Here is a 24,776-nt window from a genome sequence, read left to right as displayed (position 1 = left end):
GCCACGCTGTTACTCGTGCGGCTGCTGGTGGTTGAGGACGAGATGCGCATGGCCCACGCGCTGCAGCGGGGCCTGCAGGCGGAGGGTTTCGCGGTGGACGTGGCCGGCGACGGCCCGAACGGCCTGGAGATGGCCAGGCACGGCGGCTACGACGCGGTCATCCTCGACATCATGCTGCCCGGGCTGTCGGGCTACCGCGTGGTGCAGACCCTGCGGGCCGAGAAGAACTGGGTCCCGGTGCTCATGCTCTCGGCCAAGGACGGGGAGTACGACCAGGCCGACGGCCTCGACTGCGGCGCCGACGACTACCTGACCAAGCCGTTCTCGTACGTCGTGCTCGTCGCCCGGCTCCGCGCCCTGCTGCGCCGCGGCGCGCCGGAGCGTCCCAGCGTGCTCACCGTCGGCGACCTGACCCTGGACCCGGCCCGGCGCCGGGTGACCAGCGGCGGCGATGAGATCGTGCTCACAGCGCGGGAGTACGCGCTGCTGGAGTACCTCATGCGCCGCCCCGGCCAGGTGGTCTCCAAGACCGAGCTACTCGACCACGTGTGGGACGCCAGCGTCGACACCGCCCCGAACGCCGTCGAGGTCTACGTCGGCTACCTGCGGCGCAAGCTCGGCCGCGACCTGCTGGAGACCGTCCGCGGCGCCGGATATCGGCTTCGCCAATGAAGTGGTGGGCTTCCCTTTCGCTCCGCGGCCGGCTGGTCCTGCTCGGCACCAGCGGGCTCATCGTCGGGCTGGTGATCGCGGGTATGGCCATGGCGACGGCCATGACGTACAGCTTCCGCGGCTCCCTCGACCGCTCCGCCGACGCCACCGTGACCGAGATGGCCGCGCTGCTCGAAGAGGGCGGCCGGCTGCCCGAGCCGCTGCCGGCCCCCTCCAACCAGATCGTGCAGATCCTCGATTCCCAGCGGCGCAGCGTCATCGCCGGCGACTCGAGTGCCGATCTTCTGGTACCGCTGCTGCGCGGCCCCGAGGTCGACCGCGCACTGGACGGCGAGCGGATCGAGGTGCCGGGCGACCGCGCGGTGCAGCCCGACATGCTGCGGGTCACCGCCCGGCAGGTCCCCGACGGCCGGATCGTCCTGGTCGGCTTGCCGCTGGGCGACTACCACCGCAGCCTGGAGCTGTTGCGCAACGCGCTGTGGGTGACGTACCCCGCGCTGGTCCTCGTCCTGGTCCTGATCGCCTGGCGGGTCGTCGGCGCCGCCCTCTCCCCCGTCGACCGCCTGCGCCTGGGCGCCGAGCGGATCACCGGCGCCGCCACCGACGAGCGCCTGCCGGTCCCCCCGTCGTCGGACGAGATCCAGCGTCTGGCCATCACCCTGAACCACATGCTCGACCGGCTGGCCGTCTCCCGCACCCGCCAGCGCTCCTTCATCGCCGACGCCGCCCACGAGCTGCGCAGCCCGCTCGCCTCCATCCGCATCCAGATCGAGGTCGCCCAGAAGCTCGACGACTGGCCCTCGGTGGCCGACGAGATCATCGCCGACCTCGACCGCCTGACCCGCCTGGTCGACGACCTCCTCCTGCTGGCGCGCGCCGACGCCTCCGACGCCCGCCGCGCCGCCCAGGAGCCCGTCGAGCTGCGCACGCTGCTGACCTCGCTGGCCAAGCGCTACGACCGGGTCACCGTGGAGCCGGGCGAGTCCCTCTGGACCGAGGGCGAGCCGGACGCGCTCCTGCGCATGGTGCTGAACCTCGTCGACAACGCCGTGCGCCACGCCCACACCGCCGTGACCCTGGCCGTGGTCGCCGAGGGCCAGTCCGAGGTCCTCGTCACGGTCACCGACGACGGCGAGGGCATCCCGGCCCCCCTCCGCGAACGCGTCTTCGACCGCTTCGCCCGCCTGGACGACGGCCGCGCCCGAGACGCCGGCGGCAGCGGCCTGGGCCTGGCCATCGTCCGCGAGCTGGTACGCCGCCACGGCGGCACGGTCCGCCTGACCGACGCCCGCCCGGGCGTCCGCGCCGAGGTCCGCCTCCCCCGCCTCCCCGACAGCACCATGTGACACCTCGGACCGAAGCTCCCAAGCCGAGGTCCGCCTCCGCAGGTCCCGGCCAGCCTCGCCCGGACCAGACACCTCCGCCAGCCGGCCCGAGACCCCTCCACCCCGCCCCTGGCACCTCCGCCAGCCGGCCCGGAACCCTCCACCCCGACCCGCCCCGGCGCCTCAGCCAGCCAGCCGCTGGCCGGAGCATCCCGCCCCTGACACCTCCGCCAGTTGGCCCGGGACCTCGCCACCGCGACCGGCCCTGGCGCCTCAGCCAACTGGTCCGGGACCTCGCCACCGCGACCAGCCCCGGCGCCTCAGCCAGCCGGCGGCTGGCCACAGCATCTCGGCCACGCTGAACCAGTCGCCCGGCCTGGACCGGTCGCCCCAAACCCCGGCAACCCCGCGTGCCGATCCCCCGTGCCGCGTTCCTGCGCCGCGGGGTCGCTGCAGCGCGACGGCCCGGCGGGCGGGCGGTGCGGTCAGGCGGTGAAGGTGATGTCCTTGGTCGCGACCGTGCCGCCCTTGCGGCCGGGGGCGGTCTGCCAGTCCCAGTACATGTTGGTGTGGGCGACGACCTGGTCGGGGGCCGGCGCGCCCCACTGGCTCAGGTCCTCGGTCGTGTGGGCATCGCCGACCAGGGTGGCGTCGTACCCACGGACCAGGGCGCCGTGCAGGGTCGAGCGGATGCAGGCGTCGGTCTGGGCGCCGGTGACGATCAGGCGGCCGACGCCGCGGGCGGACAGGTGGGACTCGAGGTCGGTGTCCTCGAAGGAGTCGAAGTAGCCCTTGTGCACCAGGGGCTCGGAGTCGAGGCGGGTCAGCTCCGGAACGTGCTGCCAGGCGTCGGAGTCGCGCGGCAGGTTCTCGTCGTGGTGCTGGACCCACACCACCGGCACCTGCTCGGCGCGGGCCTTGTGCAGCAGGGTGTTGATGTTGGCGATCACGGTGTCGCGGTTGTGGGTGCCGTTCACGGTGCCGTTCTGCACGTCGATGACGAGCAGTGCGGTGTTCGGGCGGTTCGGCAGGGTCGTCATGGGCTCCTCCTCGAGGGTTCGTGATCCGGGTCCGAAATCGGGCGGCCGTCATCAAGTCTGGACCAGCGGCCGGTACTCGCCCTCCGTCAGGCCGAAGGTCCAGGCCACGCCCTCGCGGGCGGTGCTGGTCTGCGGGGGCACGCGCAGCCAGTACACCCGGCTCGTGCCGTCCGGCTCCGGGGTGCTGTTCACGACCTCGACCATGGTCAGGGGCTCGTCGTCGGCGAAGGTCACGCGCCACAGGACGCCGGTCTCGTCCGCGGCGACCCGTCGGGCGCCCGCCTCGCGGACATATCGTTCGTACCCGAAGTGCTCCAGCATCACGCGGCGCAGCTCGGCGTTGCGCTCGGCGGCGATCTCGCGGTGGGTCAGGCGGGACAGCCGGTCGACCAGGTCCGAGGGGATCGGCATGCCGCGCCAGGCGTGAATGGCATACCCGTCGCTGTAGTGCAGGGCCGGGGTGTCGGCGGCGTGCAGCCGGCCGAGGTTGTCGCGGTGCAGGGCGTCGGGCCGGTCGGTGAGGATCACGACGTTCGCATACGGCCACCACCACGAGGAGGAGCGGGCCACCCCGGCCAGGCCGGCCAGGAGCTGCACGGCGTGCAGGGCCGCGCCGCCGCCCGCCAGGCCGGACCCGAACGCGCCGACCGGCGCATGAGCAGCAGGCGACGAGCCGCCGGGCGCGCCCGCCCGAACAGCCCCCGCCGGGCCGGCGCTGAAGTCCATGGGAGCGGGCGCCGGCCGAGCAGCCGGCGGCAAGGCCGAAACGGACGCGGCGGCGGAGCCCGACGACCCAGCCGAGCCGGGCGCCCCAACCACGCCGGGCGACCCGGCCGGCCCGGGTGGCGGCGGCACGGACCCCGGTGGCGGGGGCGGGGCGGCGGCGTCGAAGGCGGCGAGCCAGCCCGCGTCGTGCTGGCCGCCCACGGCGTCGAGAAGGACGGCGCGGGCGTGGGCGGGCAGCTCCCCGCGCAGGTGGGTGCGCAGCGGGGTCGCGATGCGGTCGTTGACCAGGCGCCAGACGTCGGCGGCGCAGGCGGACCACAGGACGGCCCAGCCGTCTGGGCCGAGCAGGGCGTGGGCCTCGGCCCGGGCGGCGGCCCACGGGGCGGTGCGGACCGCGTGGCGCACCGACGGGCCGGCGCTGCCGCTCACCGGCGGGCAGCCCAGGGCGCGGAGCTCGGCGGCGATGGCCTCGTCGGCGGGGTCGGGGGCGGCGCCGGGCAGGCCGCGGCGGCCGGTGAGCAGGGCGGCGGCGCGGGCGGCGGCCAGCGGGGAGGCGAACCACACCACGTGGCGGGGCTCGGGAAGGCCGGCCGAGCGATACGCCAGGCGGGCCGCCTCGGTGGCCGCGGCCCGGTCGGCCGGGGCGGTGGACAGGCCGGCGGCCAGCCACTTCGCGGAGACGGCGCCGAGGGCCGCGGCCCGCGACTCGGGGGTGGGGGCGGTAGTCATCGGTCAGCCACATTCCGGTAGGCGCCGGGCGCGCACCCGCGCCGGCGGACGATGCGACGGGGGGCCACGGGAACGAATGCGCGCCGGGTGGCGCAGGACACATCCCCACGCCGGCGAACGATGCGGCGATCGGTGGCGGTCAACGCGGCCAGACGGAGCACGGCGCGGTGGTGAAGGTCGGCGGGCACGACGCGCATCAGTCGGCCACGTAACGGTAGGCGCCGGGGATGTACTCGCGCTGGCGGACCACCCGGTAGGTCCCCGCCGGGATGGTGATCGGCCCGTGCTCCTCGTGGACCACGTGGGCACGGGTGACGATCTTCACGAAGAGCGTGGACGGGTCGTCGGGGACGGTCAGCAGGGCGGTGTCCGGGCCGACGATGACGTGGGCGTGGCCGGTGGCCTCGCCGCGGGCCAGGATCATGCGGCCGGTGCGGTCGCGCGGGGCCGGCACGGCGGTTGCGGGTAGCTGCGTGCCGGGCACGGGGACCAACAGAACGTCACCTTGGCGATACACGGATGTCTCCCCTCGACGGCCATGCGTGAGTGAGCGGCGAAGGAACCGCCGATCACGCGGTGTCGAGCAGGACGATAGACGTGGGGTACGACAATTTTTCGGCCCCGCGCGTCCGGACGTGACGGCCTGATGGACAATGGTTGACGAGCTACAGGAGGGGAGTATTCCCCCGCGACGGTCGTCGTCAGCACGGTGCCTCGGCACCCGGCGCCGTCGGTCATCCCGCGGATGCGGATGGCGGAAGAGACCTCCGGTGTCAACTGCACAGTCCACGCGTCCCCACGGGGTCGGCGTGGCCTGTGGTGTGTCTACCGGAGGTTATTGCACGTGGACGTTGCCGGCTGGATTTGGACAGCGACGCTCGTCGGTCTCGGCGCCGTACTCCTGTTCGATCTCGCGATCGTGGCTCGCCGACCTCACGAGCCGTCCATCAAAGAGTCGACGATCTGGGTGACGGTGTACGTCGCGCTCGCGCTCGCGTTCGGACTGTTCGTGTACGCGATGTGGGGCGGGGCCTACGCCGGGCAGTTCTACGCCGGGTGGCTGACCGAATACAGCCTGTCGGTCGACAACCTGTTCGTCTTCGTGATCATCTTGTCCCGGTTCAAGGTGCCGCGGCAGTACCAGCAGAAGATCTTGTTGATCGGCATCGTGCTGGCGCTGATCATGCGCGGCGCGTTCATCGCCTTGGGGTCGGCGGCGATCAACCGCTTCTCGTGGGTTTTCTACATCTTTGCCGCGTTCCTGGTCTACACGGCGGTCAAGCTCGTGATGCAGGGCGAGACCGACGAGTCGGACTTCAAGGAGAACGCACTGATCCGCTGGTCGCGGCGGGTGCTGCCGATGACGCCGGAGTACCGGGAGTCGCGGCTCACGGCGCGTGACGAGCGCGGCCGCCTGCACATGACGCCGATGATCGTGGTGCTCATCGCGATCGGGACCACCGACCTGATCTTCGCGCTCGACTCGATCCCCGCGATCTTCGGGCTGACCGCCGAGCCCTACCTGGTGTTCACCGCGAACGTGTTCGCGCTGATGGGACTGCGGCAGCTGTATTTCCTGATCGGCGGCCTGCTTGATCGACTGGTGTATCTGTCCATCGGGCTCGCCGCGGTGCTCGGGTTCATCGGCGTGAAGCTCTTCCTCGAGGCGCTCGCGGACAACAACCTTCCGTTCATCAACGACGGGGAGCCCGTCGAGTGGGCGCCGCACATCGGCATCGGGCTGTCACTCGCCGTCATCATCGGCACCCTCGCCATCACCACCGTCGCGTCACTGGTCAAGTCGAGACGGGATTCGCGTGCACAGCGCGCGCAACCGGACAAGACGCGCAATGCTCACTGATGCCCCGGCAGGACTCGCGCTGAGCGCGAATCGGCGCAAGGATGAGGTACCACGGCCGGGCGGGTGATGCATCTTGCACGAAATGACACAGCGGGGATTGATCGTTGCCCCGTCGGTACTGTGCCCATTCCAGCCCCGGATCTCCCCGCACGCGGACGCCGTGCAGCGCTGGTCGCTGCAGTGGGCGACCCGGCACGGCCTGCTGGACCGGCCGGGCGCTCGCCAGGCATTCGCCAAGGCCCGCTTCGCCAACCTCATGGCCCGCGCCCACCCGGACGCCGGCGAGCCCGAGTTACGGCTGGCCACGGCCTGGCTGATCAGCATCTTCGTGCTCGACGACCTGCTGGAGCGGGCGCTGGTGCGCGACCCCGAGCCGGCCCGGGCGGCCGTCGCCGAGGTGGTGCGCCTGTTACGCGACCAGCAGCCGGCCCCGATCCTGGCCACGACGCTGGGCCGGCCGCTGGCCACCGCGCTGGGCGAGGTGTGGCGGCGCACCGAGCCGCGGGTCGGGGCGGCCTGGCGGGAGCGGTTCGTCGGGCACGTCGCGGACTACCTGGCCGGCACGGTCTGGGAGGCCGGCAACCGGGCCGCCGACCGGCCACCGCTGCTGGAGGAGTACCGCCGGATGCGCCACCAGAGCGCGGCCACCGACATGTTCTTCGACCTCATCGAGCCGATGCACGGCGTCGAACTGCCCGCCGGCCTGCTCGGCGACCCGGACTTCGACACCGCCCGGCGGACCGCCGGCACCGTGATCGGGATCTTCAACGACCTGATCTCGTGGCCCAAGGAGGCGGCGGTCGGCGACCACCACAACATCGTCTTCGCGCTGCAGCGCGAGCACCGGCTCGGGCTGGACGAGGCCGTCCAGGCCGCCGTCGCCGAGCACGACGAGCAGGTCGTCGCCTTCCAGGTGGCCCGCGACCGGCTCGAGACGCGGCACTGGGCCGATCAGGCGGCGATCACCGGGATCACCGACCTCGTGCACTGGATCCGCGGCAACCTGGACTGGTCGATGGAGTCGGGCCGTTACGCCCCCGCCGACCTTCCCGGCCCCCGCCAGCCACTGGACTGAGGTGGTACTTCCTGTGCTCGCTCGAGCACAGGAAGTACCACCGGGAATCGATCAGGCGTGCGCCCTCTTGCGCGCGACGCGCTCGCGGTCCTTCTGGTCCAGCATGACCTTCCGGATGCGGATGGCCAGGGGCGTGATCTCCACGCACTCGTCCTCCCGGCAGAACTCGAGCGCCTGCTCCAGGGACAGCTTGCGGGGCGGGATCAGCTTCTCCGTCTCGTCGGCGGCCGACGAGCGCATGTTCGTGAGCTTCTTCTCCTTGGTGATGTTCACGTCCATGTCGTCGGCGCGGGAGTTCTCCCCGACGATCATGCCCTCGTACACCTCGGTGGTGGGCTCCACGAACATCGAGCCGCGCTCCTGCAGGTTCATCATCGCGAACGGGGTCGCCACGCCCGAGCGGTCGGCGACCAGCGAGCCGGTGGCGCGGGTGCGCAGCTCGCCGAACCAGGGCTCGTAGGACTCGAACACGTGGTGCAGAATGCCGGTGCCGCGGGTGTCGGTGAGGAACTCGGTGCGGAAGCCGATCAGGCCGCGCGCGGGGACCAGCCACTCCATGCGGATCCAGCCGGTGCCGTGGTTGACCATCTGCTCCATGCGCCCCTTGCGGGTGGCCAGCAGCTGGGTGATCGGGCCGAGGTACTCCTCCGGGGCGTCGATCGTGAGCCGCTCGACCGGCTCATGCACCTTGCCGTTGATCTCGCGGGTCACCACCTGCGGCTTGCCGACGGTGAGCTCGTAGCCCTCGCGGCGCATCTGCTCGACCAGGATGGCCAGGGCCAGCTCGCCGCGGCCCTGCACCTCCCAGGCGTCGGGGCGCTCGGTCGGCAGCACGCGCAGCGACACGTTGCCGACCAGCTCGCGCTCCAGCCGGTCCTTGACCAGCCGGGCGGTGACCTTGGCCCCCTTCACCTTGCCGGCCAGCGGCGAGGTGTTGGTGCCGATGGTCATCGAGATGGCCGGCTCGTCGACGGTGATCCGCGGCAGCGCGATCGGGTTCTCGGCGTCGGCCAGGGTGTCGCCGATCATGATGTCGGCGATGCCGGCGACGGCGATGATGTCGCCCGGCCCGGCCTGCTCGGCCGGCTTGCGCTCCAGCGCCTCGGTCATGAGCAGCTCGGAGATGCGCACCGAGGTCTGCGTGCCGTCCTCACGGCACCAGGCCACCGTCTGGCCCTTGCGGATCGTGCCCTGGCGCACCCGGCACAGAGCCAGGCGGCCCAGGAACGGCGAGGCGTCGAGGTTGGTCACGTGGGCCTGCAGCGGGGCGTCCTGCGCGTAGGCGGGCGCCGGGATGGCGTCGAGCAGGGTCTTGAACAGCGGCTGGAGGCTGTCGCTGTCCTCGGGGACGGTGCCGTCCTTGGGCTGGGACAGCGAGGCGATGCCGTCGCGGGCGCACGCGTAGACGATCGGGAACTCGATCTGCTCCTCGTCGGCGTCGAGGTCGAGGAACAGCTCGTAGGTCTCGTCCACGACCTCCTTGATCCGCGCGTCGGGCCGGTCCACCTTGTTGATCACCAGGATGATCGGCATCCGGGCCTTGAGCGCCTTGCGCAGCACGAACCGGGTCTGCGGCAGCGGCCCCTCGCTCGCGTCGACCAGCAGGACGACCCCGTCGACCATGGTCAGGCCGCGCTCGACCTCACCACCGAAGTCGGCGTGGCCGGGCGTGTCGATGATGTTGATGGTCACCGGGTCGCCGCCGTCGCCCGGCACGTACCGAACGGCGGTGTTCTTGGCGAGAATGGTGATGCCCTTCTCGCGCTCGAGGTCCATCGAGTCCATGACCCGGTCGGTGAGCTCGGCGCGTGCGTGGAACGCGCCGGCCTGCCGCAACATCGCGTCGACGAGGGTGGTCTTGCCGTGGTCGACGTGGGCGACGATTGCCACGTTGCGGAGGTCTGAGCGGGTCTGCATATCCCCATTGTTCCAGGCACTCCCGGAGGGCCGTGGACCGCTCCGGGCGATGTGACTTCGCGCGCCGGTACATCGAAACGCGGGGCTGACCACGTCCTTGTTTATGGGTAGCCTGATCGGGCACGGGGGAGGAGACAGGTATCGATGAGCGACGACTTTTACGAAGAGGGCGACACCGCCGAGTTCGCACCGCTTCGGCGCAAGCGCAACTGGGGCATGATCGTGCTGGGCGTCGCCATGGCCGTGGTGCTGGTCGGCTGTGGGGTCATGGCCACCATGCTCAAGGGCAACGACCAGGACAAGCGCCCGGCGGCGGCCGCGCCGAAGGAGTCGAAGGACTGGGCCACGCCGGTCCAGCCGGCCGCGCCGGTGGTGGCGACCACTGAGGCGCCGGCCGCGCTGCCCAGCAGCGGCGCGGCGAAGGTGCCGACGACGACCAAGCCGCCGGCGCCCTCGAAGAAGCCGACGATCGTACTGACCACCCAGGCGCCCGCGCCCAAGCACTCCACGCCGGCCGGGTGCACGCCCAGCCGCGGGCCGAACCAGCTGGCCAAGGCCGAGGTCAAGGGCCTGCTCAACACGGCGGCGGGCACCGCGTTCTGGGGCACGGCGACCAAGGTGGAGTACGCCGACATCCGGGTGCCGGCCCGCCTGCTCTACGCGATCGCGGAGCAGGAGAGCGGCTGGCAGTCCGACATCAAGGCCTGCGACGGCGGCCTGGGCCTCATGCAGATCATGTCCACCACGCAGAGCTTCGTGAACACCCGCTTCGGCAAGAGCTGGGACCGCACCAAGCCCTCGGACAACGTGATGTGCGGCGCGAACTACCTGGCCTGGCTCATCGCCTACTACGGCGACAAGATCGCGGTCAAGAACAACACGGACGCGAACTACGACATCGCGACCAACGCGGAGCTGCTCAAACCGGTCATCTCGGCCTACAACTGGGGCACGGTCGGCGTGGAGCCCGGCGGGCCGTATCCGAACGGGACGTACGTGCAAAACGTCCTCGCCCTGATGGACCACAGCCGGGCGGGCAATTATTAGTCCTCGGAGGTGGAGGGCCCCACGTCGGTGTAGCCGCCGGCGTCGGGGTCCCACTCGAACTGGCGGCCCTCGGAGCCTGCGGTGACGATCCGGCCGAACGCTGGGTAGCGCTCCACCAGCCACTCCAGGTCGGGCATGAGCAGCTCCCCCGCGTCGGCCAGCTGCTCGTCGGTCTCGTCGCCGACCAGCAGGTTCCAGCCGCTGGCCCGCCGGCCGTCGGGGGTGGCCGGAAGCGTGGCGTCCTCCGGGTCGTGGTACACGTAGCCGGGGGTCAGCGACTCGTCCTCCACCAGGCGCCGGGACGCGAACGCGATCAAGTAACCCATGCCGACCAGTATGGCCTCGCCCGCTGGGGCCGGCCGAGGAGGACCCATGCCCACGCCGCCGGACGACCACCGCGCCGTCGCCGCCCGCTTCACGCAGGTCGTCGAGGGCACCACCGACTGGTCCGCCCCGGCGCCCTGCGACGGCTGGACGGCCCGGGACGTCGTCGCTCACCTCGTCGGGTGGCTGCCCCCCTTCCTGCGTTCCGGGGCCGGGATCGAGCTGCCGGCCGGCCCGCCGGTCGAGTCCGACCCGGCCGGGGCCTGGCGGGCGCACGCCGCCGCCGTCCAAGCCGTCCTCGACGACCCGGCGAGCGACTCGGTCACCTTCGCCAACCCGCACACCGGCACGATGCCCCTGCCCGCGGCGATCTCGGCCTTCTACACCTCCGACGTGTTCCTGCACACCTGGGACCTGGCACGGGCCACCGGGCAGGACGAGCGCCTCGACCGGCAGCGCTGCGCGCAGATGCTGGAGGACATGCGGCCGATGGAGGAGCCGATGCGCGCCAGCGGCCAGTTCGGCCCAGCCGTCACCGTCCCCGACGACGCCGACCCGCAGACCCGGCTGCTCGCTTTCATCGGCCGCCGGCCCTGATCGCGGCGGGGATCCGCTCCAGCACGCCGCCCTCGAACACCTCGTACAGCGGCAGCGTCCGCAGGTGGACGTAGCCGATGTGGCAGTCGCAGGCCGCCTTCGGGCAGGGGCGCGGGCCCCGGCGGGCCGCCCACGAGCCGTCGTAGAGGTTGCCCAGCGGCTCGGCGACGAAGTGGCAGCGGCGGACCGTCCCGTCGCCGAAGACCGAGATCACCTCGTCGCCGGTGCGGCAGTCCCGGCCCAGGGACGCGTGCGGGCGGACGCTGTAGCCGAAGAGCGGGTCGAGCGCGGTCCAGGCCGCCTCCTCCTCGGCGGTGTAGGCGTGCCCGTCGGCCGCGTTCACCCAGAGGTACACCTCGGGCGGCAGCCGGCTCCTCAGCTCCCTGGCCGGGCCGAGGTGCTCCGGCAGCCCGACGACGCCGACCGAGTGCCGCACGCCGTGGCGGTGCAGGGTGGCGCACGCGGCCAGGAAGCGCTCCGGGGTCGTCTGGCCCGGGTGGTACGTGCACCAGAGCGCCAGCCGCGACCGATCCGCGTCGGCGACCCAGCCCAGCCGGCCGGACAGGTTCGTCTGGATCGCGGCCCGTCCCACGTGCGGCAGGTGGGACAGCTCGACGAGCGCCTCGCGGTACCACGATCGGGTGAGCCCCTCCCCCCAGGGCGTGAACAGCACCTCGATCGGCTCGTCGGCGGCCCGCACCCAGTCGACGAACCGCCGCAGCGCCGCCCGGTCCGCACGTAGCCGCTCGGGCGGGTCGCGGCGCTTGGCGAACGGGCAGTACGGGCAGTCGTAGTTGCAGCTGGCGAGCGGGCCGCGGTAGAGGATCCTCATCGCGTCACGTGCCCCGCCATGGCCGCGCGGACGCCGGCCGAGATCAGCCACGGGCCGATCGCGTCGGAGTGGGCGAGGCCCTGCGCGGTGAGCCGGTGCCCGTCGACGTAGCCCGCGTCGCGCAGCCGGGACAGGGCCGGGAAGTCCTCGTCGACGCCGGTGCCGAACCGGGCCGCATACCGCCCGGCGTCGAGCCCCTCGGCCCGCAGCAGCGACTTGAGCAGCCAGCGGCGGCGCTGCTCGGCCCCGCCCAGCGCGAACCCGACCTCGGCGAAGGCGAAGTCGTCCTCCGGGCGGGCCAGGTAGTCCTCGATGATGGCGCGGACGGGCCGGACCCCGACCGCGTAGTCGAACGAGTAGTGCAGCGCGGTGGTGTAGGAGCGTGCCCCGCAGCCGAGGCCAATCATGCCGTCGTCCTGGCAGCAGTACTGCGGGCCCTCGACCGGCGCCCCGGCCCGCCGGAACTGCCGCATCGACAGCTGCTCGTACCCCTCGGCGGCGAGCCGGGCGGCCGCGTGCCGGTAGAGCGCGAGCCGCTGGGCGTCCCAGTCCGGATCGCTCGGCGTCGGGTCGCCCCGCCGCCCGAGGCCGGTCAGCGGCCGGACGTACAGCGGGTAGAGGTACAGCTCCTCCGGGGCCCAGGCGAGCGCGGCGGTCAGCGACTCGTCCCACGTCCGCCGGGTCTGCCCCGGGATCCCGTAGATCAGGTCGATGTTGAGCTCCGCGGGGCCGGCGGCCCGGATCGCGCCCAGCGCCCGCTCGACCTCGGCGCGCCGCTGCGGCCGGCCGGCCGCGCGCGCCTCGGCGTCGAGGAAGCTCTGCACGCCGATGCTGATCCGGGTGGCGCCCCGATCCATCAGCACCGCGAGCCGGTCGGGGGTGGCGGTGGCCGGGGAGGTCTCCACCGAGGTCGGCACCCGCGTGAGCCCGGCGGCCTCCTGCAGCAGGTCGAAGAGCTCGGTCAGCTCGGCCGCGGTCAGGTACGTCGGGGTGCCGCCCCCGATCGCCGCCCGCGCGAAGCGGGCACCGGGCAGCGCGTCGGCGACCTGGCGGGCCTGCCGGCGCAGCTGGGCCAGGTAGGCCGCGGCGTGCCCCTCCGGCGGGTTGGCCCGGGTGAACAGGTTGCAGAAGCCGCAGCGCATCTCGCAGAAGGGCACGTGCGCGTAGAGGAACAGGGCGCCGGTGTCCTCGCCGGCCCACACGTCGGCCAGCCGCGGGCGCGGGTCGAGCGGGCGGTAGGCGGTCTTGTGCGGGTACGCGTACAGGTACCCCTGGTACGGCGGGCCGAGGTTCACCATGCGTCCGCCTCCAGCGTGAACTCGGCGTAGGGCACGGTCCACACGACCTCGTGGGCGATCCGGTGCCCGGTGTGGCCGTCCTCGCCGTAGGCGGTGCCGTGGTCGCTGCACAGGATCACCCGGCACGGGCGGCCGCGGGACGTGGCCAGGCGCAGCAGCGTCGGCAGGTGCGCGTCGACGTACTCCAGCGCGGCCCCGTGCGAGGCCGGCCCGTCCTGCGCCGCGCCCGGCAGGTAGTGCCGGTTCGGCTGGTGCAGCGCGGCGACGTTGACGAACGTGAACAGCGGCCGGTCGCGCGGCATGACCTGGGCGAGCCTGTCCAGCTGGGCCTCGAAGCAGGCCGGGTTGGTGACGCCGAACTCGGGGGTCCAGTGCGCCTCGTCGAACAGCGCGGGCAGCACCCGGCCCTGCGGCGAGGTCATGGCGAAGAACCCGACGCCCCCGAGGCAGATGGTGTGGTAGCCCTCGGCGCGCAGCCCGGTGACCACGTCGGGCGCCTCAAAGACCCAGGTGTCGGGGCCGATCGTGGAGGCGCCCGGGAACCTCGCCGCGAACGCCCGCTCGTGCGGGCCCGGGGCCACCGGGGTGGGCAGGAAGCCGCCGAAGAAGGCGTGATGGGCCGCATACGTGAACGACGCCGGGGTGTGCCGCCGCTCCCACTCCCCGCCCGGCAGCGCCCGGGCCAGGTTGGGGGTGCGGCCGGCGGCGAGCAGCTCGGCGGCGACGTCGTAGCGCAGCGTGTCGAGCGTGACGAAGAGCAGGTCGTGGCTGCCCAGCAGCGACTTCACCGCGCCGCCACCTCCGCCGCACGGGCCGCGACGGGTGCTTGCAGCAGCGCCGCCACCTCCGCCGCGTAGGTGTCGCGGCCGGCGACCAGCAGGCCCGGCAGCAGGTCGCCGAACGCGTTGACCTCGGCCACCGCCACCTTCTCGAAGCCCGGCGCCAGCATCAGGTCGACGCCGACGTGCAGGCTGCCCGGGAAGCAGGCCGCGGCCCGCTCGCAGGTCGCCATCGCCGCCGCCCAGCGCTCCCGCCCCACCGCGGACCGGATCGCGGCCAGGTCGCCGCGGGCGTTGCCGAGGTGCAGGTTGGTCAGCGGGGTGCGGCTGGTCCGGGCCACCACGTGGGCGGCCCGCCCGGCGATGACGACGACCCGCAGGTCGAACACCCGCCCGGCGTGGTCCGCCTTCGGGAACCAGCGCTCGACGTGCAGCCCGTCGGCGCCGAGCCGGTCGATGATCGCGGCCACCTCCCGCTCGCCGGTGTAGTGGTGGACCCGCAGCTCGTTGAAGAGCCGGCCGCCGTCCAGCGCGGCCGACGTGTAGGCGCTGACCCGGCCGCGGTGCATCGCGAGGGCGACGACACCGGAGGCCGAGCTGCCGTGGGCCGGCTTGACGAACACGCGGCCCCACCCGGCGTCGCGGACCTGCCCGTAGCCATCTGCGGCGAACCCGTCGGGGACCGGCACGCCGTGCGCACGCAGCCGGGCGTGGCAGCGACGCTTGTCGAACAGGACCGCGAGGTCGTCGACCGGGTTGAGCAGCCGGCCGGTGACCCGCTCGGCGACCCGGCGGGCGGCGGCCAGGAACCCCCGATACCAGGCGGCGAGGCCGATGATCTCGCCGTGCGCCGCCGGGGCTGGCACGCCCCGCAGCAGCCGGTCGACCTCGGCGTCCTCCCCCGGCGACTCCAGCCGCACCGTGGAGCCGGGCGCGAGGGCGAAGTCGCCGGCGCACACGTCGCGCCAGTCGACGAACGCCGGCTCGCCCAGCCCCGCCGCGACCGCGGCGGCCCGGAACAGCTCCACCCGCCGGTGGCCCCGGATCCCGACGACGCTCAGCGCGGTCATCGCCGCTACTCCGTCACCGACACGTAGCGGTCGCCGTCGTCGGCCTGCTGCTCGTCGCTGGTGTCGACCCTGACCCCGGGCAGCTCCTCGCCGAAGCGGGCGGCGACGTCGCCGGAGATGAAGTGGTGGGACAGGTTCAGGGCCCGCAGGTGGGTGAGCGGCTGGCCGAGCAGCAGCGCCTCGGCGCCCGCGTCGGACAGCGCCCCCAGCGACAGGTCCAGCTCCTCCAGCCGGGCCACCACCGGCGCGCCGGCCAGGGCGCCGGCGAGATCGTCGGCGATCTCAGCGTTGCGCAGCGCCAGCCGGCGCAGGGCCGGCAGCTCGGTCCCGTTGAGAATCGGGGCGAGGTCGGCGACGGTGGCGTCGCCGCCGTACATCTGCACGCCCAGCCACAGCTCCAGCGCCTCGAGGGCCGGGAACGACGAGTCGGCGAAGCCGCGCACGAACTCGGCCGGCAGCCCACCGGCCTCGACCGCCAGCTCCCGCAGCCGCCGGTGGCGCACCGGGGACATCTGCAGGCCTTCGGAGCCGCGGATCCGAAGGATCTCCAGGCGCGGGAACGCGGCCAGCAGTGGCGAGACGTCGCCGTGATGAATCCAGGAGATCTCGCACTCCTCGTAGGTCATCTCCCCCACGAAGAGGGCCCGCAGGCGCGGCAGCCGGTCGCGGGCGGCGATGAGCAGGTCCAGCGGCGCCGGTTCCTCGTAGGGCGAGCCCCATTCGCCGATGACCAGGGCCTCGATCGTGCCGCCGCCGACGGTGTCGAGGAGCAGGCCGAGCTCCTCGGCGAAGCGGTCCTTGTCCGCGTCGTAGTCCACTGAGAGGCGCCAGGCCACCTCGCGGGGGCGCTCGCCGCGCCGGAAGTCGCGCACTGCAAGCCCGCCGAAGGTGGTGATGTGGGAACCGATCGCCATGGCGCGGACGTTAGCAGGACCCCCCGACAATTCTGGTGGAGCCGCTCGTCGCAGGCCTGCACGGGCGCGGCTCGACCCACGCCACCCCGCGCGCGGCAAGCCCGTCGCGGGGTCCTCGAGCCGCACAGACCAGCCACTCGAGCACGGTCTACCCTTGCTGGATGGTTCTGGAAGTCGCACTTATCGACGTGCTCGAAGGCCGCGAGGACGAGTTCGCCGCCGCGTACCGCAAGGCCCACGACATTCTCGCCACCACCCCGGGCCTGCGCTCGGTGCGCATGACCCAGGGTATCGAGAGCCCGTCGCGATTCGTGCTGCTCGTCGAGTGGGACTCGGTCGACGCGCACCTGGACAACTTCCGCGCCACCGACCGGTTCACGCAGTGGCGCGCGCTCATCGGGCCGTTCTTCGACGGCGCGCCCCGCGTCGAGCACTTCACCGACGTCGAGGCCTAATCGCCCGTCTTCCGGTAGACGACGTAGTCGAGGTTCGCCGAGTACAGGGCGCCGGGGACCGCTTCGCCGGCTCGGGTCATGAACCAGGCGTAGCGGCCCTCGCTCGTGCGCACGCACACCTTCGAGCCCGGCACCAGCGCCGTCAGGGCGATCTGGCCGGTCCAGCCGGTTTCCGGCACGGCCGTGCAGGCGGCCAGCGAGGGCGTGTCGCCGCCGGGCAGCGCGGCGAACTTGGCCCCGTTGGCCGCGGACAGGCCCAGGGCGCTCGCGGTGGCGTCGGCGCCGGCGACCTGCTTCTGACCGGTGTCGAAGTCGTAGGCGTCGTCGGGCTGCCCGGCCACGATCGCCAGCTGGGCCGTGCCCGAGCGCAGGATCCCGGTGCCCGGTGACCCGCTCGAGCTCGGGTCGGCGCTCGCCGCGGCGCCGCCGGCCCGGCCGCTCGGATCGCCGGCGGCCGCCGGCATCGCCGTCGTCGGCTCGATCGCCGGCGTGGTCACCGCGGACGAGTCAGCGCCGTCCGTGCTCGACTTGTCACGCGTCGCCAGCACCCCACCGACGGTCGCGATGACCAGCACGATCAGCCCGATGAGGAGCGCCGCCACGCGCCAGCCCCGGTTGCCCTGCGGCACCGCCTCCGGCCGCTCCGGGGGTGGCTCCGCCGGGGCGGCGGGCGGGGTCGCCGGGGCGTCCTGCGTCGGCCCGGGCTGGCGCGGCACGACCGCGTAGGCGGACGTGGGCCAGCCGGAACCGCCGTCCAGCGGCGAGTCGGACATCCAGCCGCGACGGCTCCTGGGCGGCGGGGGTGGCGACCCGTTCACCTGGTCGTGACTGTGCTCCGTCGGCGAATCGTGCCGTGGGGGGTGTCCCGGCTCCATGCAGCGTGTCCTTCTGGTCCTGGCAGATGTGCAGTTGCCCGGCAGAGTATCGCTGACCACCCACGACTCGCGCCACGGCGGAACGGCCCGTCAGCGGGCCAGCATTTGGGCGACCGCGCTCGCCCCCGCCGCCGTGTACCAGCCGCTCACGGCCAGCATGCCCAGCACCGCGACGCCCACGAACAGGGCCCGCGTGTCCGGGTTCGGGCGCATCCGGGCGCTGTGCCGTGCGCGCCGGCGGCGGGTCGTCGCCGGGTCGCTACCCTCCGCGATGCATCCAGCCCAATCGCGGCGTGCCAGGCCCGGCCGGCCCAGGCTGTGTCGCCCCACTGTCATGATCGCCCCCGAATTTTCGCCTGAGTCGGAAGGTATCTTGACAAACCACCCAATCCGTGCCGACCACGCCGGGCGGACCCCGGACGCCGCGCCCGATTCACCTTCCGGTGTGATGGTGGCCATGAAGATGGTGGGGCTGACCGGCGGAATCGGGGCGGGAAAGAGCGCGGTGGCCTCCCGCCTCGCCGCGCTCGGCGCGGTGATCGTGGACGCCGACCGGCTGGCCCGCGAGGTGGTCAAGCCCGGGACGGAGGGGCTGGCCCGGGTGGCCGAGGAGTTCGGGCCCTCGGTGCTCGCGGCGGACGGGTCGCTGGATCGGGCGGCCCTGGCCCGGATCGTCTTCGCCGACGACGACGCGCGACGGCGCCTGGAGGCGATCACCCATCCGCTGGTGCGCGCGCGGACGGCGCAGCTGGTGGCGGCCGCGCCCGAGGACGCAGTGGTGGTCAACGACGTGCCGCTCATCGTGGAGAAGGGCATGGCCGGCCTCTACGAGCTGGTCATCGTCGTCTTCGCGTCGATCGAGACCCGGCTGGCCCGCCTGGCCGGGCGGCGCGGGATGACGCGCGAGGAGGCGCTGGCCCGCATCGCCAAGCAGGCCACGGACGAGGAGCGCCGGGCCGTGGCGGACATCGCGATCGACAACGACGGGACGCCCGAGGAACTGGATCGCGCGGTCGCCGCGGCCTGGGAGCGCATCAGGTCCGACTGATGCCGTTATTGCCGCAGTTGTACGTCATGTGCCGGCGGCCGGGCCCGAGACGTACGACTGGAGGGTTTTCTGGGGTTTGTGCCCGGTGCGCAGGGGCGCTCGCGGCGGCCGGTCGCGCGATGCGCGCGAACCCTCCGCGGTGCGCTCGCCGGCCGTGACGGGCCGGGGCTGCAACCGGGGCCCGGGAGGACCCGCGTGATGGGCGGGCCGGCTCTCCGGGCGGCCGCCGCGAGCGGCCTACGGCAATAACCGTAGCCCGGTGATGTTTCCCACACAATCGTCAAGCTGAATACGATCGAGTACCCAGGGCGAGCGCCCGAAAGTTGTCATACCCCCCGCGTACGGTTGTGGCATGGCGCTCGACATCCCACGCTTGGACCGCCGTTTCGAGGTGGTCAGCGAGTACAAGCCCTCCGGCGACCAGCCCGCGGCGATCGACGCGCTCGCCAAGCGGGTGCGGGCCGGCGACCGGCACACGGTGCTGCTCGGCGCGACCGGCACCGGCAAGAGCGCGACCACGGCCTGGCTGGTGGAGCGGCTGCAGCGCCCGACGCTCGTGCTCGCCCACAACAAGACCCTGGCCGCGCAGCTGGCCAAGGAGTTCCGCGACCTGATGCCGCACAACGCGGTCGAATACTTCGTCAGCTACTACGACTACTACCAGCCCGAGGCCTACATCCCGCAGACCGACACCTACATCGAGAAGGACTCGTCGGTCAACGAGGAGGTCGAGCGGCTGCGGCACTCGGCGACGATGAGCCTGCTGACCCGGCGCGACGTGATCGTGGTCGCGACCGTGTCCGCGATCTACGGCCTGGGCACGCCCGAGGAGTATCTCGACCGGGCGGCCAAGGCCAGCGTCGGCGAGGAGATCGACCGGGACAAGCTGCTGCGGCGCCTGGTCGACATCCAATACACGCGCAACGACCTCGCGTTCAACCGCGGCACGTTCCGGGTGCGCGGCGACACGCTGGAGATCATCCCGGCCTACGAGGAGCTCGCGATCCGCATCGAGTTCTTCGGCGACGAGATCGAGCGCCTGTCGTATCTGCACCCGCTGACCGGCGACGAGATCCGCCAGACGGACTCGCTGCTGATCTTCCCCGCCACGCACTACGCGGCCGGTCCGGAGCGCATGGAGCGGGCGATCGCCGCGATCGAGGTCGAGCTCGAGGAGCGCCTGGCCGAGCTCGACCGCGAGGGCAAGCTGCTGGAGGCGCAGCGGCTGCGGATGCGGACCACCTACGACGTCGAGATGATGCGCCAGGTCGGGTTCTGCAACGGCATCGAGAACTACTCGCGCCACATCGACGGGCGCGAGGCCGGCAGCCCGCCGCACTGCCTGCTCGACTACTTCCCGGACGACTTCCTGACCGTCATCGACGAGTCGCACGCCACCGTGCCGCAGATCGGCGGCATGTATGAGGGCGACGCCTCCCGCAAGCGCACGCTCGTCGAGCACGGGTTCCGGCTGCCGAGCGCCCAGGACAACCGGCCGCTGCGCTTCGACGAGTTCGAGGAGCGGGTGGGGCAGACGGTGTACCTGTCGGCCACCCCCGGCCCGTGGGAGCTGGGCAAGACGCAGGGCGAGTTCGTGGAGCAGGTGATCCGCCCGACCGGCCTGATCGACCCCGAGGTGGTGCTCAAGCCGACCAAGGGCCAGATCGACGACCTCATGCACGAGATCAAGCTGCGCACCGAGCGCGACGAGCGGGTCCTGGTCACGACGCTGACCAAGAAGATGGCCGAGGACCTCACCGACTACCTGCTCGAGCACGGCATCCGGGTGCGCTACCTGCACTCCGAGGTCGACACGCTGCGCCGGGTGGAGCTGCTGCGGGAGCTGCGCCGCGGCGAGTTCGACGTGCTCGTCGGCATCAACCTGCTGCGCGAGGGCCTCGACCTGCCCGAGGTGAGCCTGGTGGCGATCCTCGACGCGGACAAGGAGGGCTTCCTGCGCTCGGGGACCAGCCTCATCCAGACGATCGGCCGCGCGGCCCGCAACGTGTCCGGCCAGGTCCACATGTATGCCGACAAGATGACCCCGTCGATGGCCCTGGCGATCGACGAGACCAACCGCCGCCGCGAGAAGCAGGTGGCCTACAACAAGGCCAACGGGATCGACCCGCAGCCGCTGCGCAAGAAGCTCGGCGACATCCTCGACGACATCTACCGCGAGGCCGAGGACACGGCGGGCGCGGTGAGCGGCCACGGGCCGGGCGGCGCGGTGGTCATCGGCGGCGGGCGGCAGATGAGCCGGGGCAAGTCGCCGGAGAACACGCGGGCGCGGCAGAAGGGCGGCGGGACGAAGGGGCAGACGACCGCGGCCGGGTCGGCGCCGGCGCGGGCCGGGATGGCCCGGGCGGAGCTGGCGACGCTGATCCAGGACCTCAACGAGCAGATGCTGGGCGCGGCCCGGGAGCTGCAGTTCGAGCTGGCGGCACGGCTGCGCGACGAGGTGGCGGAGCTGAAGAAGGAGCTGCGGGCGATGGACGTCGCCGGCGTGAAGTAGCGGCGCTCATCGGAGCGTGCGGGACCGCCGGCCGGCTCGCGGAGGCGCTCGCCGCGCCGATGCGCCTGGGCGGCCAGGTCGTCACGGGGGGCCGGGTCGCGTGCCCCCTCGGACGTCCGGGGCGGCGCGCTACTTGAGCATCTCGGTCCAGGGCTCGATGCCGGCGACGGTCAGGTGGGAGCCCATTCAGGGATCCTGCTCGAAGCGCGTGCGGACGGCCTGCTCCGAGGGGGCGTCGACGACTCGGTACTCGTCGGAGCGCCACCGCCGCGCAGGCACCGGCCGTGAGCCGCCGGACGGCCCGGGCGACCGTCGGCCCAGTGATAGTCGTCGTCGCCACGGGCGGAGATCACAGCCGGAGTCCGGCCGCTCGACTGGCCTGAAGATGCTCCCTGCGGCCCGCTGGGGCCGCGACGCTGCGGTCCGCTACCCGGCCGCCCGCAGCGAGCGGCCGGCTCAGCTCCTTGGGGGCGTCGCGGCGGTGGGTTCTGCTCGGCCAGTCCGGCGCCCAGGGCGGGTGGCTGGCCCGCCTCACCTCGCGGCCGGCCGGGTGCCGACGGGTCTGTCAGAGCCGATCACCCACCATGAGGCTGGTCGCCGAACAGCGGCGGCGACAGGTGCCGGCCGGATCCGGCGGGTTCGTCAGAGCCGATCACCCGCCATGAGGCCGGTGGCCGAGCAGCGGCGGCGACAGGCGGCGGCCGGTTTCGACGGTGGTGGCGGGTGATGGCCGGCGGAGACGGAGAGGCCCCGGTCCCTTGCGGGACCGGGGCCTCTCTCAGGACTGGCTAACCGGCTGGCCGGTCAGTTCAGCTCTTGCCGCCGGCGAGCTTCTCGCGCAGAGCGGCGAGGGCCTCGTCGGTGGCCAGGGTGCCGGACGGCTCCTCCGGGGCGCGGGCGGCCGTCGGGGTCGACGACGTGACCGAGCCGGTGGCCGGGGCGGCCGCGGCGGGCTCCGCCGTGGCGTCGGCCTGGCGGGCCGTCTGGACCTGCTTGGTGTGGGCCTCCCAGCGCTGGCGGGCCTCAGCGTACTGCTGCTCCCACGCCTCGCGCTGCTTCTCGAAGCCGGGCATCCACTCGGCGGTCTCCGGGTCGAAGCCCTCCGGGTAGATGTAGTTGCCCTGCTCGTCGTAGGTGGCCGACATGCCGTAGAGGGTCGGGTCGAAGTGCTCCTCGCCCTCGACGAAGCCCTCGTTGGCCTGCTTGAGCGACAGCGAGATGCGGCGGCGCTCCAGGTCGATGTCGATGACCTTGACCATGACGTCCGAGCCGACCTGGACGACCTGCTCCGGGATCTCCACGTGGCGCTCGGCCAGCTCGGAGATGTGGACCAGGCCCTCGATGCCGTCGTCGACGCGGACGAAGGCGCCGAACGGGACGAGCTTGGTGACCTTACCCGGCACGATCTGCTGGATCGCGTGGGTGCGGGCGAACTGACGCCACGGGTCCTCCTGGGTCGCCTTCAGCGACAGGGAGACGCGCTCACGGTCCAGATCGACGTCGAGGACCTCGACCTCCACCTCCTGGCCGACCTCAACCACCTCGGACGGGTGGTCGATGTGCTTCCAGGACAGCTCGGAGACGTGGACCAGGCCGTCGACACCACCGAGGTCGACGAACGCACCGAAGTTGACGATCGAGGACACGACGCCCTTGCGGACCTGGCCCTTCTGCAGCTTGTGCAGGAACTCGGTCCGGACCTCGGACTGGGTCTGCTCGAGGTAGGCGCGGCGGGACAGGACCACGTTGTTGCGGTTCTTGTCCAGCTCGATGATCTTCGCCTCGAGCTCGCGGCCCACATACGGCTGCAGGTCGCGCACCCGGCGCATCTCGACGAGCGACGCGGGCAGGAAGCCGCGCAGGCCGATGTCGAGGATGAGACCGCCCTTGACGACCTCGATGACCGAGCCGCGGACGACGCCGTCGTCCTCCTTGATCTTCTCGATGGTGCCCCACGCGCGCTCGTACTGCGCACGCTTCTTCGAGAGGATCAGGCGGCCTTCCTTGTCCTCCTTCTGCAGGACCAGGGCCTCGATGTGGTCACCGACCGACACGACCTCAGCAGGGTCGACATCATGCTTGATCGACAGCTCGCGCGAGGGGATGACACCCTCGGTCTTGTAGCCGATGTCGAGCAGGACCTCGTCCCGATCGACCTTGACGACGGTTCCTTCGACGATGTCGCCGTCATTGAAGTACTTGATGGTCTCGTCGATCGCGGCGAGGAACGCTTCCTCGGAACCGAGGTCGTCGATAGTGACCTTGTTGCTGCTGGCGCTCGAGGTGGCCTCGATGCTGCTCGTCATGTGGGCTGTTGCTCCGGTCGGTGGATTTGCCTGGTGAACCTGCGCGCTCCCGCGGACCCGTCGTCGGGCACAACCCGCCTGTCACATTGCAGGATCAGTGCATTGGAAGCGCTCAGGATGTGTTCGGCGACCGTGAGCCTGCTCCATGCCGAGGCGCACAAACCCACGAGTGCACCGATCAGCCTACCCTGCGCAATACCACATGGTCCAACCCTCCCCCAGACCCGATCTGCCGACTTCGTCAGGGCCTAACGTTGCTCCCCATGGAATCGTCACCTGACGCAGGCGTCACACGACGCGCCGTGAGCCCTTCCGAGAGCCGCCGCGCGAGCCGGGGCTGGTGGGATGCCGACGCGGACGCGTACCAGGCCGAACACGGTTCCTTCCTCGGCGAGGTGGACTTCGTGTGGTGCCCGGAAGGCCTGCGTGAGGCCGATGCGCGCCTGCTCGGCGAGGTGACCGGCCGCCGCATCCTGGAGATCGGCTGCGGCGCCGCGTCCTGCTCACGGTGGCTGCACAAGGAGGGTGCGAGCGTCGTCGCGGCCGATCTCTCCGCCGGCATGCTCCGCCACGCGCGCACCGGCAACACCCGTTCGGGTGTCGAGGTGCCGCTCCTGCAGGCCGACGCGAGCGCCCTGCCGTTCGCCGAGGGCGTATTCGACATCGTCTGCACGGCCTTCGGCGCGATCCCGTTCGTGGCCGACTCGGCCCGGGTCATGCGCGAGGTCCACCGCGTCCTGCGCCCCGGCGGCCGCTGGGCGTTCTCGATCACCCACCCGATGCGCTGGGTCTTCCTGGACGACCCGGGCGAGGGCGGCCTGGTCGCCGTCCACTCGTACTTCGACCGCCGCGCGTACGTCGAGGAGGACGAGCGCCACGTCCCGACCTACGTCGAGCAGCACCGCACCCTGGGCGACCGCATCCGCGAACTGGTCGGCACTGGCTTCGTCCTCAGCGACCTGATCGAGCCGGAATGGCCCAACGGCCACGAGGCGACCTGGGGCCAGTGGAGCCCCCTGCGCGGCCGGATCTTCCCTGGCACCGCGATCTTCATCGCTACCAAACCCGCCTGAAACGGAAATTCCGGCCGCCACAACGCCACCGGAAATATCACCCGCGTTGCCGAAACCCCGCAGCGCGGGACCCTTCACTACCCCGGCGCACCAACAGGTGATCCGCGAATTCTCGCGTTTCGGACATTTAGCATTTTCAGCCCGACAGGCGAAAAATCCGATAAGTCGTGGCGCGGAGCGCCCGACTTATCGAAACAACTCCGATCGACTCGAAACAGCATCGGGCAGGCCGGGGCAGCCCGAGCCCGAAGCAGCGCCCGCCACGTAACGAGCCAACGCCCAGCGGAGGCCGCGGGAAGCG

22 protein-coding genes and 1 pseudogene are annotated in these 24,776 nt (G+C 72.2%); 10 read left to right on the top strand and 13 right to left on the bottom strand.

Annotated features, from left to right (window positions below):
- Nucleotides 1-15: 15 nt before the first annotated feature.
- Nucleotides 16-672 carry a response regulator transcription factor gene (locus AB0M46_RS36875; RefSeq protein ID WP_363343928.1) on the top strand — a complete coding sequence of 219 codons (657 nt, stop codon included), beginning with the start codon at nt 16-18 and terminating at the stop codon, nt 670-672.
- Nucleotides 669-2,018, top strand: a complete 1,350-nt coding sequence (locus AB0M46_RS36870; protein WP_363343926.1) for an ATP-binding protein — start codon at nt 669-671, stop codon at nt 2,016-2,018. Before AB0M46_RS36875 ends, AB0M46_RS36870 begins: the two co-directional genes overlap by 4 nt.
- Nucleotides 2,019-2,482: 464 nt before the next feature.
- On the opposite strand, the gene AB0M46_RS36865 is transcribed toward AB0M46_RS36870, so the two are convergent.
- From AB0M46_RS36865 to AB0M46_RS36855, 3 genes are all read right to left on the bottom strand, one after another.
- Nucleotides 2,483-3,037 (bottom strand): isochorismatase family protein, encoded by a 555-nt coding sequence (locus AB0M46_RS36865; RefSeq protein WP_363343924.1) that lies wholly within the window; start codon nt 3,035-3,037, stop codon nt 2,483-2,485.
- Between the two features lie 51 nt (nt 3,038-3,088).
- Complete coding sequence (locus tag AB0M46_RS36860; RefSeq protein WP_363343922.1) at nt 3,089-4,492, bottom strand: DUF6745 domain-containing protein; 1,404 nt, start codon at nt 4,490-4,492, stop codon at nt 3,089-3,091.
- A 196-nt stretch (nt 4,493-4,688) separates the two neighbouring features.
- Complete coding sequence (locus AB0M46_RS36855; protein WP_363343943.1) at nt 4,689-4,976, bottom strand: hypothetical protein; 288 nt, start codon at nt 4,974-4,976, stop codon at nt 4,689-4,691.
- Nucleotides 4,977-5,336: 360 nt separating this feature from the next.
- Here AB0M46_RS36855 and AB0M46_RS36850 point away from each other — a divergent pair, with 360 nt between their 5' ends.
- Together AB0M46_RS36850 and AB0M46_RS36845 are read left to right on the top strand one after the other, a co-directional pair.
- On the top strand, nt 5,337-6,353 hold the full coding sequence (locus tag AB0M46_RS36850; RefSeq protein WP_363343920.1) for a TerC family protein: 1,017 nt from the start codon (nt 5,337-5,339) through the stop codon (nt 6,351-6,353).
- Nucleotides 6,354-6,435: 82 nt separating this feature from the next.
- Complete coding sequence (locus AB0M46_RS36845) at nt 6,436-7,428, top strand: hypothetical protein (RefSeq protein WP_363343918.1); 993 nt, start codon at nt 6,436-6,438, stop codon at nt 7,426-7,428.
- A 51-nt stretch (nt 7,429-7,479) separates the two neighbouring features.
- Here AB0M46_RS36845 and typA read toward each other — a convergent pair whose 3' ends face one another.
- Nucleotides 7,480-9,345: a translational GTPase TypA gene (typA, locus tag AB0M46_RS36840; RefSeq protein WP_363343916.1), complete on the bottom strand. Its 1,866-nt coding sequence runs from the start codon at nt 9,343-9,345 to the stop codon at nt 7,480-7,482.
- A gap of 144 nt (nt 9,346-9,489) precedes the next feature.
- Between typA and AB0M46_RS36835 the strand changes: the two genes are divergently transcribed.
- Nucleotides 9,490-10,392, top strand: coding sequence for a transglycosylase SLT domain-containing protein (locus AB0M46_RS36835; RefSeq protein WP_363343914.1), 903 nt, complete (start codon nt 9,490-9,492; stop codon nt 10,390-10,392).
- On the opposite strand, the gene AB0M46_RS36830 is transcribed toward AB0M46_RS36835, so the two are convergent.
- Nucleotides 10,389-10,718 carry a hypothetical protein gene (locus AB0M46_RS36830; RefSeq protein ID WP_363343912.1) on the bottom strand — a complete coding sequence of 110 codons (330 nt, stop codon included), beginning with the start codon at nt 10,716-10,718 and terminating at the stop codon, nt 10,389-10,391. The genes AB0M46_RS36835 and AB0M46_RS36830 overlap by 4 nt on opposite strands.
- A 46-nt stretch (nt 10,719-10,764) precedes the next feature.
- Between AB0M46_RS36830 and AB0M46_RS36825 the strand changes: the two genes are divergently transcribed.
- Entirely contained in the window at nt 10,765-11,313 is a 549-nt protein-coding gene (locus AB0M46_RS36825; protein ID WP_363343910.1) for a TIGR03086 family metal-binding protein, read from the top strand.
- On the opposite strand, the gene AB0M46_RS36820 is transcribed toward AB0M46_RS36825, so the two are convergent.
- Genes AB0M46_RS36820 through AB0M46_RS36800 form a run of 5 tightly spaced genes read right to left on the bottom strand, consistent with a single transcriptional unit; the run spans nt 11,294 to nt 16,206 of the window.
- Nucleotides 11,294-12,145, bottom strand: coding sequence for an STM4011 family radical SAM protein (locus tag AB0M46_RS36820; protein ID WP_363343908.1), 852 nt, complete (start codon nt 12,143-12,145; stop codon nt 11,294-11,296). The genes AB0M46_RS36825 and AB0M46_RS36820 overlap by 20 nt on opposite strands.
- Nucleotides 12,142-13,443 (bottom strand): STM4012 family radical SAM protein, encoded by a 1,302-nt coding sequence (locus tag AB0M46_RS36815; RefSeq protein ID WP_363343906.1) that lies wholly within the window; start codon nt 13,441-13,443, stop codon nt 12,142-12,144. The genes AB0M46_RS36820 and AB0M46_RS36815 overlap by 4 nt, the downstream gene beginning before the upstream one ends.
- A complete protein-coding gene (locus AB0M46_RS36810; protein WP_363343904.1) occupies nt 13,437-14,231 on the bottom strand; it encodes an STM4013/SEN3800 family hydrolase in 795 nt (264 codons plus the stop codon). The genes AB0M46_RS36815 and AB0M46_RS36810 overlap by 7 nt, the downstream gene beginning before the upstream one ends.
- Nucleotides 14,228-15,292, bottom strand: a complete 1,065-nt coding sequence (locus AB0M46_RS36805; RefSeq protein ID WP_363343902.1) for an STM4014 family protein — start codon at nt 15,290-15,292, stop codon at nt 14,228-14,230. The genes AB0M46_RS36810 and AB0M46_RS36805 overlap by 4 nt, the downstream gene beginning before the upstream one ends.
- A 5-nt stretch (nt 15,293-15,297) precedes the next feature.
- Nucleotides 15,298-16,206, bottom strand: a complete 909-nt coding sequence (locus AB0M46_RS36800; RefSeq protein ID WP_363343900.1) for an STM4015 family protein — start codon at nt 16,204-16,206, stop codon at nt 15,298-15,300.
- Between the two features lie 161 nt (nt 16,207-16,367).
- Here AB0M46_RS36800 and AB0M46_RS36795 point away from each other — a divergent pair, with 161 nt between their 5' ends.
- A complete protein-coding gene (locus tag AB0M46_RS36795) occupies nt 16,368-16,661 on the top strand; it encodes an antibiotic biosynthesis monooxygenase family protein (RefSeq protein ID WP_363343898.1) in 294 nt (97 codons plus the stop codon).
- Here the strand turns inward: AB0M46_RS36795 and AB0M46_RS36790 are convergent.
- Both AB0M46_RS36790 and AB0M46_RS36785 read right to left on the bottom strand, forming a co-directional pair.
- Nucleotides 16,658-17,434 (bottom strand): hypothetical protein, encoded by a 777-nt coding sequence (locus AB0M46_RS36790; protein ID WP_363343896.1) that lies wholly within the window; start codon nt 17,432-17,434, stop codon nt 16,658-16,660. The two genes, AB0M46_RS36795 and AB0M46_RS36790, sit on opposite strands and share 4 nt — an antisense overlap.
- Nucleotides 17,435-17,626: 192 nt before the next feature.
- Nucleotides 17,627-17,749 carry a hypothetical protein gene (locus AB0M46_RS36785; RefSeq protein WP_363343894.1) on the bottom strand — a complete coding sequence of 41 codons (123 nt, stop codon included), beginning with the start codon at nt 17,747-17,749 and terminating at the stop codon, nt 17,627-17,629.
- A 244-nt stretch (nt 17,750-17,993) separates the two neighbouring features.
- On the opposite strand from AB0M46_RS36785, the pseudogene coaE reads away from it, so the two are divergent.
- Nucleotides 17,994-18,563, top strand: a pseudogene (gene coaE / locus AB0M46_RS36780) (dephospho-CoA kinase); the annotation flags it as partial.
- 373 nt (nt 18,564-18,936) lie between these two features.
- On the top strand, nt 18,937-21,096 hold the full coding sequence (uvrB, locus tag AB0M46_RS36775; RefSeq protein WP_363343892.1) for an excinuclease ABC subunit UvrB: 2,160 nt from the start codon (nt 18,937-18,939) through the stop codon (nt 21,094-21,096).
- 809 nt (nt 21,097-21,905) lie between these two features.
- Here the strand turns inward: uvrB and rpsA are convergent.
- Complete coding sequence (rpsA, locus tag AB0M46_RS36770; RefSeq protein WP_363343890.1) at nt 21,906-23,402, bottom strand: 30S ribosomal protein S1; 1,497 nt, start codon at nt 23,400-23,402, stop codon at nt 21,906-21,908.
- A 263-nt stretch (nt 23,403-23,665) separates the two neighbouring features.
- Here rpsA and AB0M46_RS36765 point away from each other — a divergent pair, with 263 nt between their 5' ends.
- Nucleotides 23,666-24,475 (top strand): class I SAM-dependent methyltransferase, encoded by an 810-nt coding sequence (locus tag AB0M46_RS36765; protein WP_363343888.1) that lies wholly within the window; start codon nt 23,666-23,668, stop codon nt 24,473-24,475.
- Nucleotides 24,476-24,776 lie beyond the last annotated feature (301 nt).

This window comes from Dactylosporangium sp. NPDC051485 (assembly GCF_040682015.1).
Classification (GTDB): domain Bacteria; phylum Actinomycetota; class Actinomycetes; order Mycobacteriales; family Micromonosporaceae; genus Dactylosporangium.
Note: the sequence above shows the minus strand (reverse complement) of the source record. Positions and strands in the feature narration are given on the sequence as shown.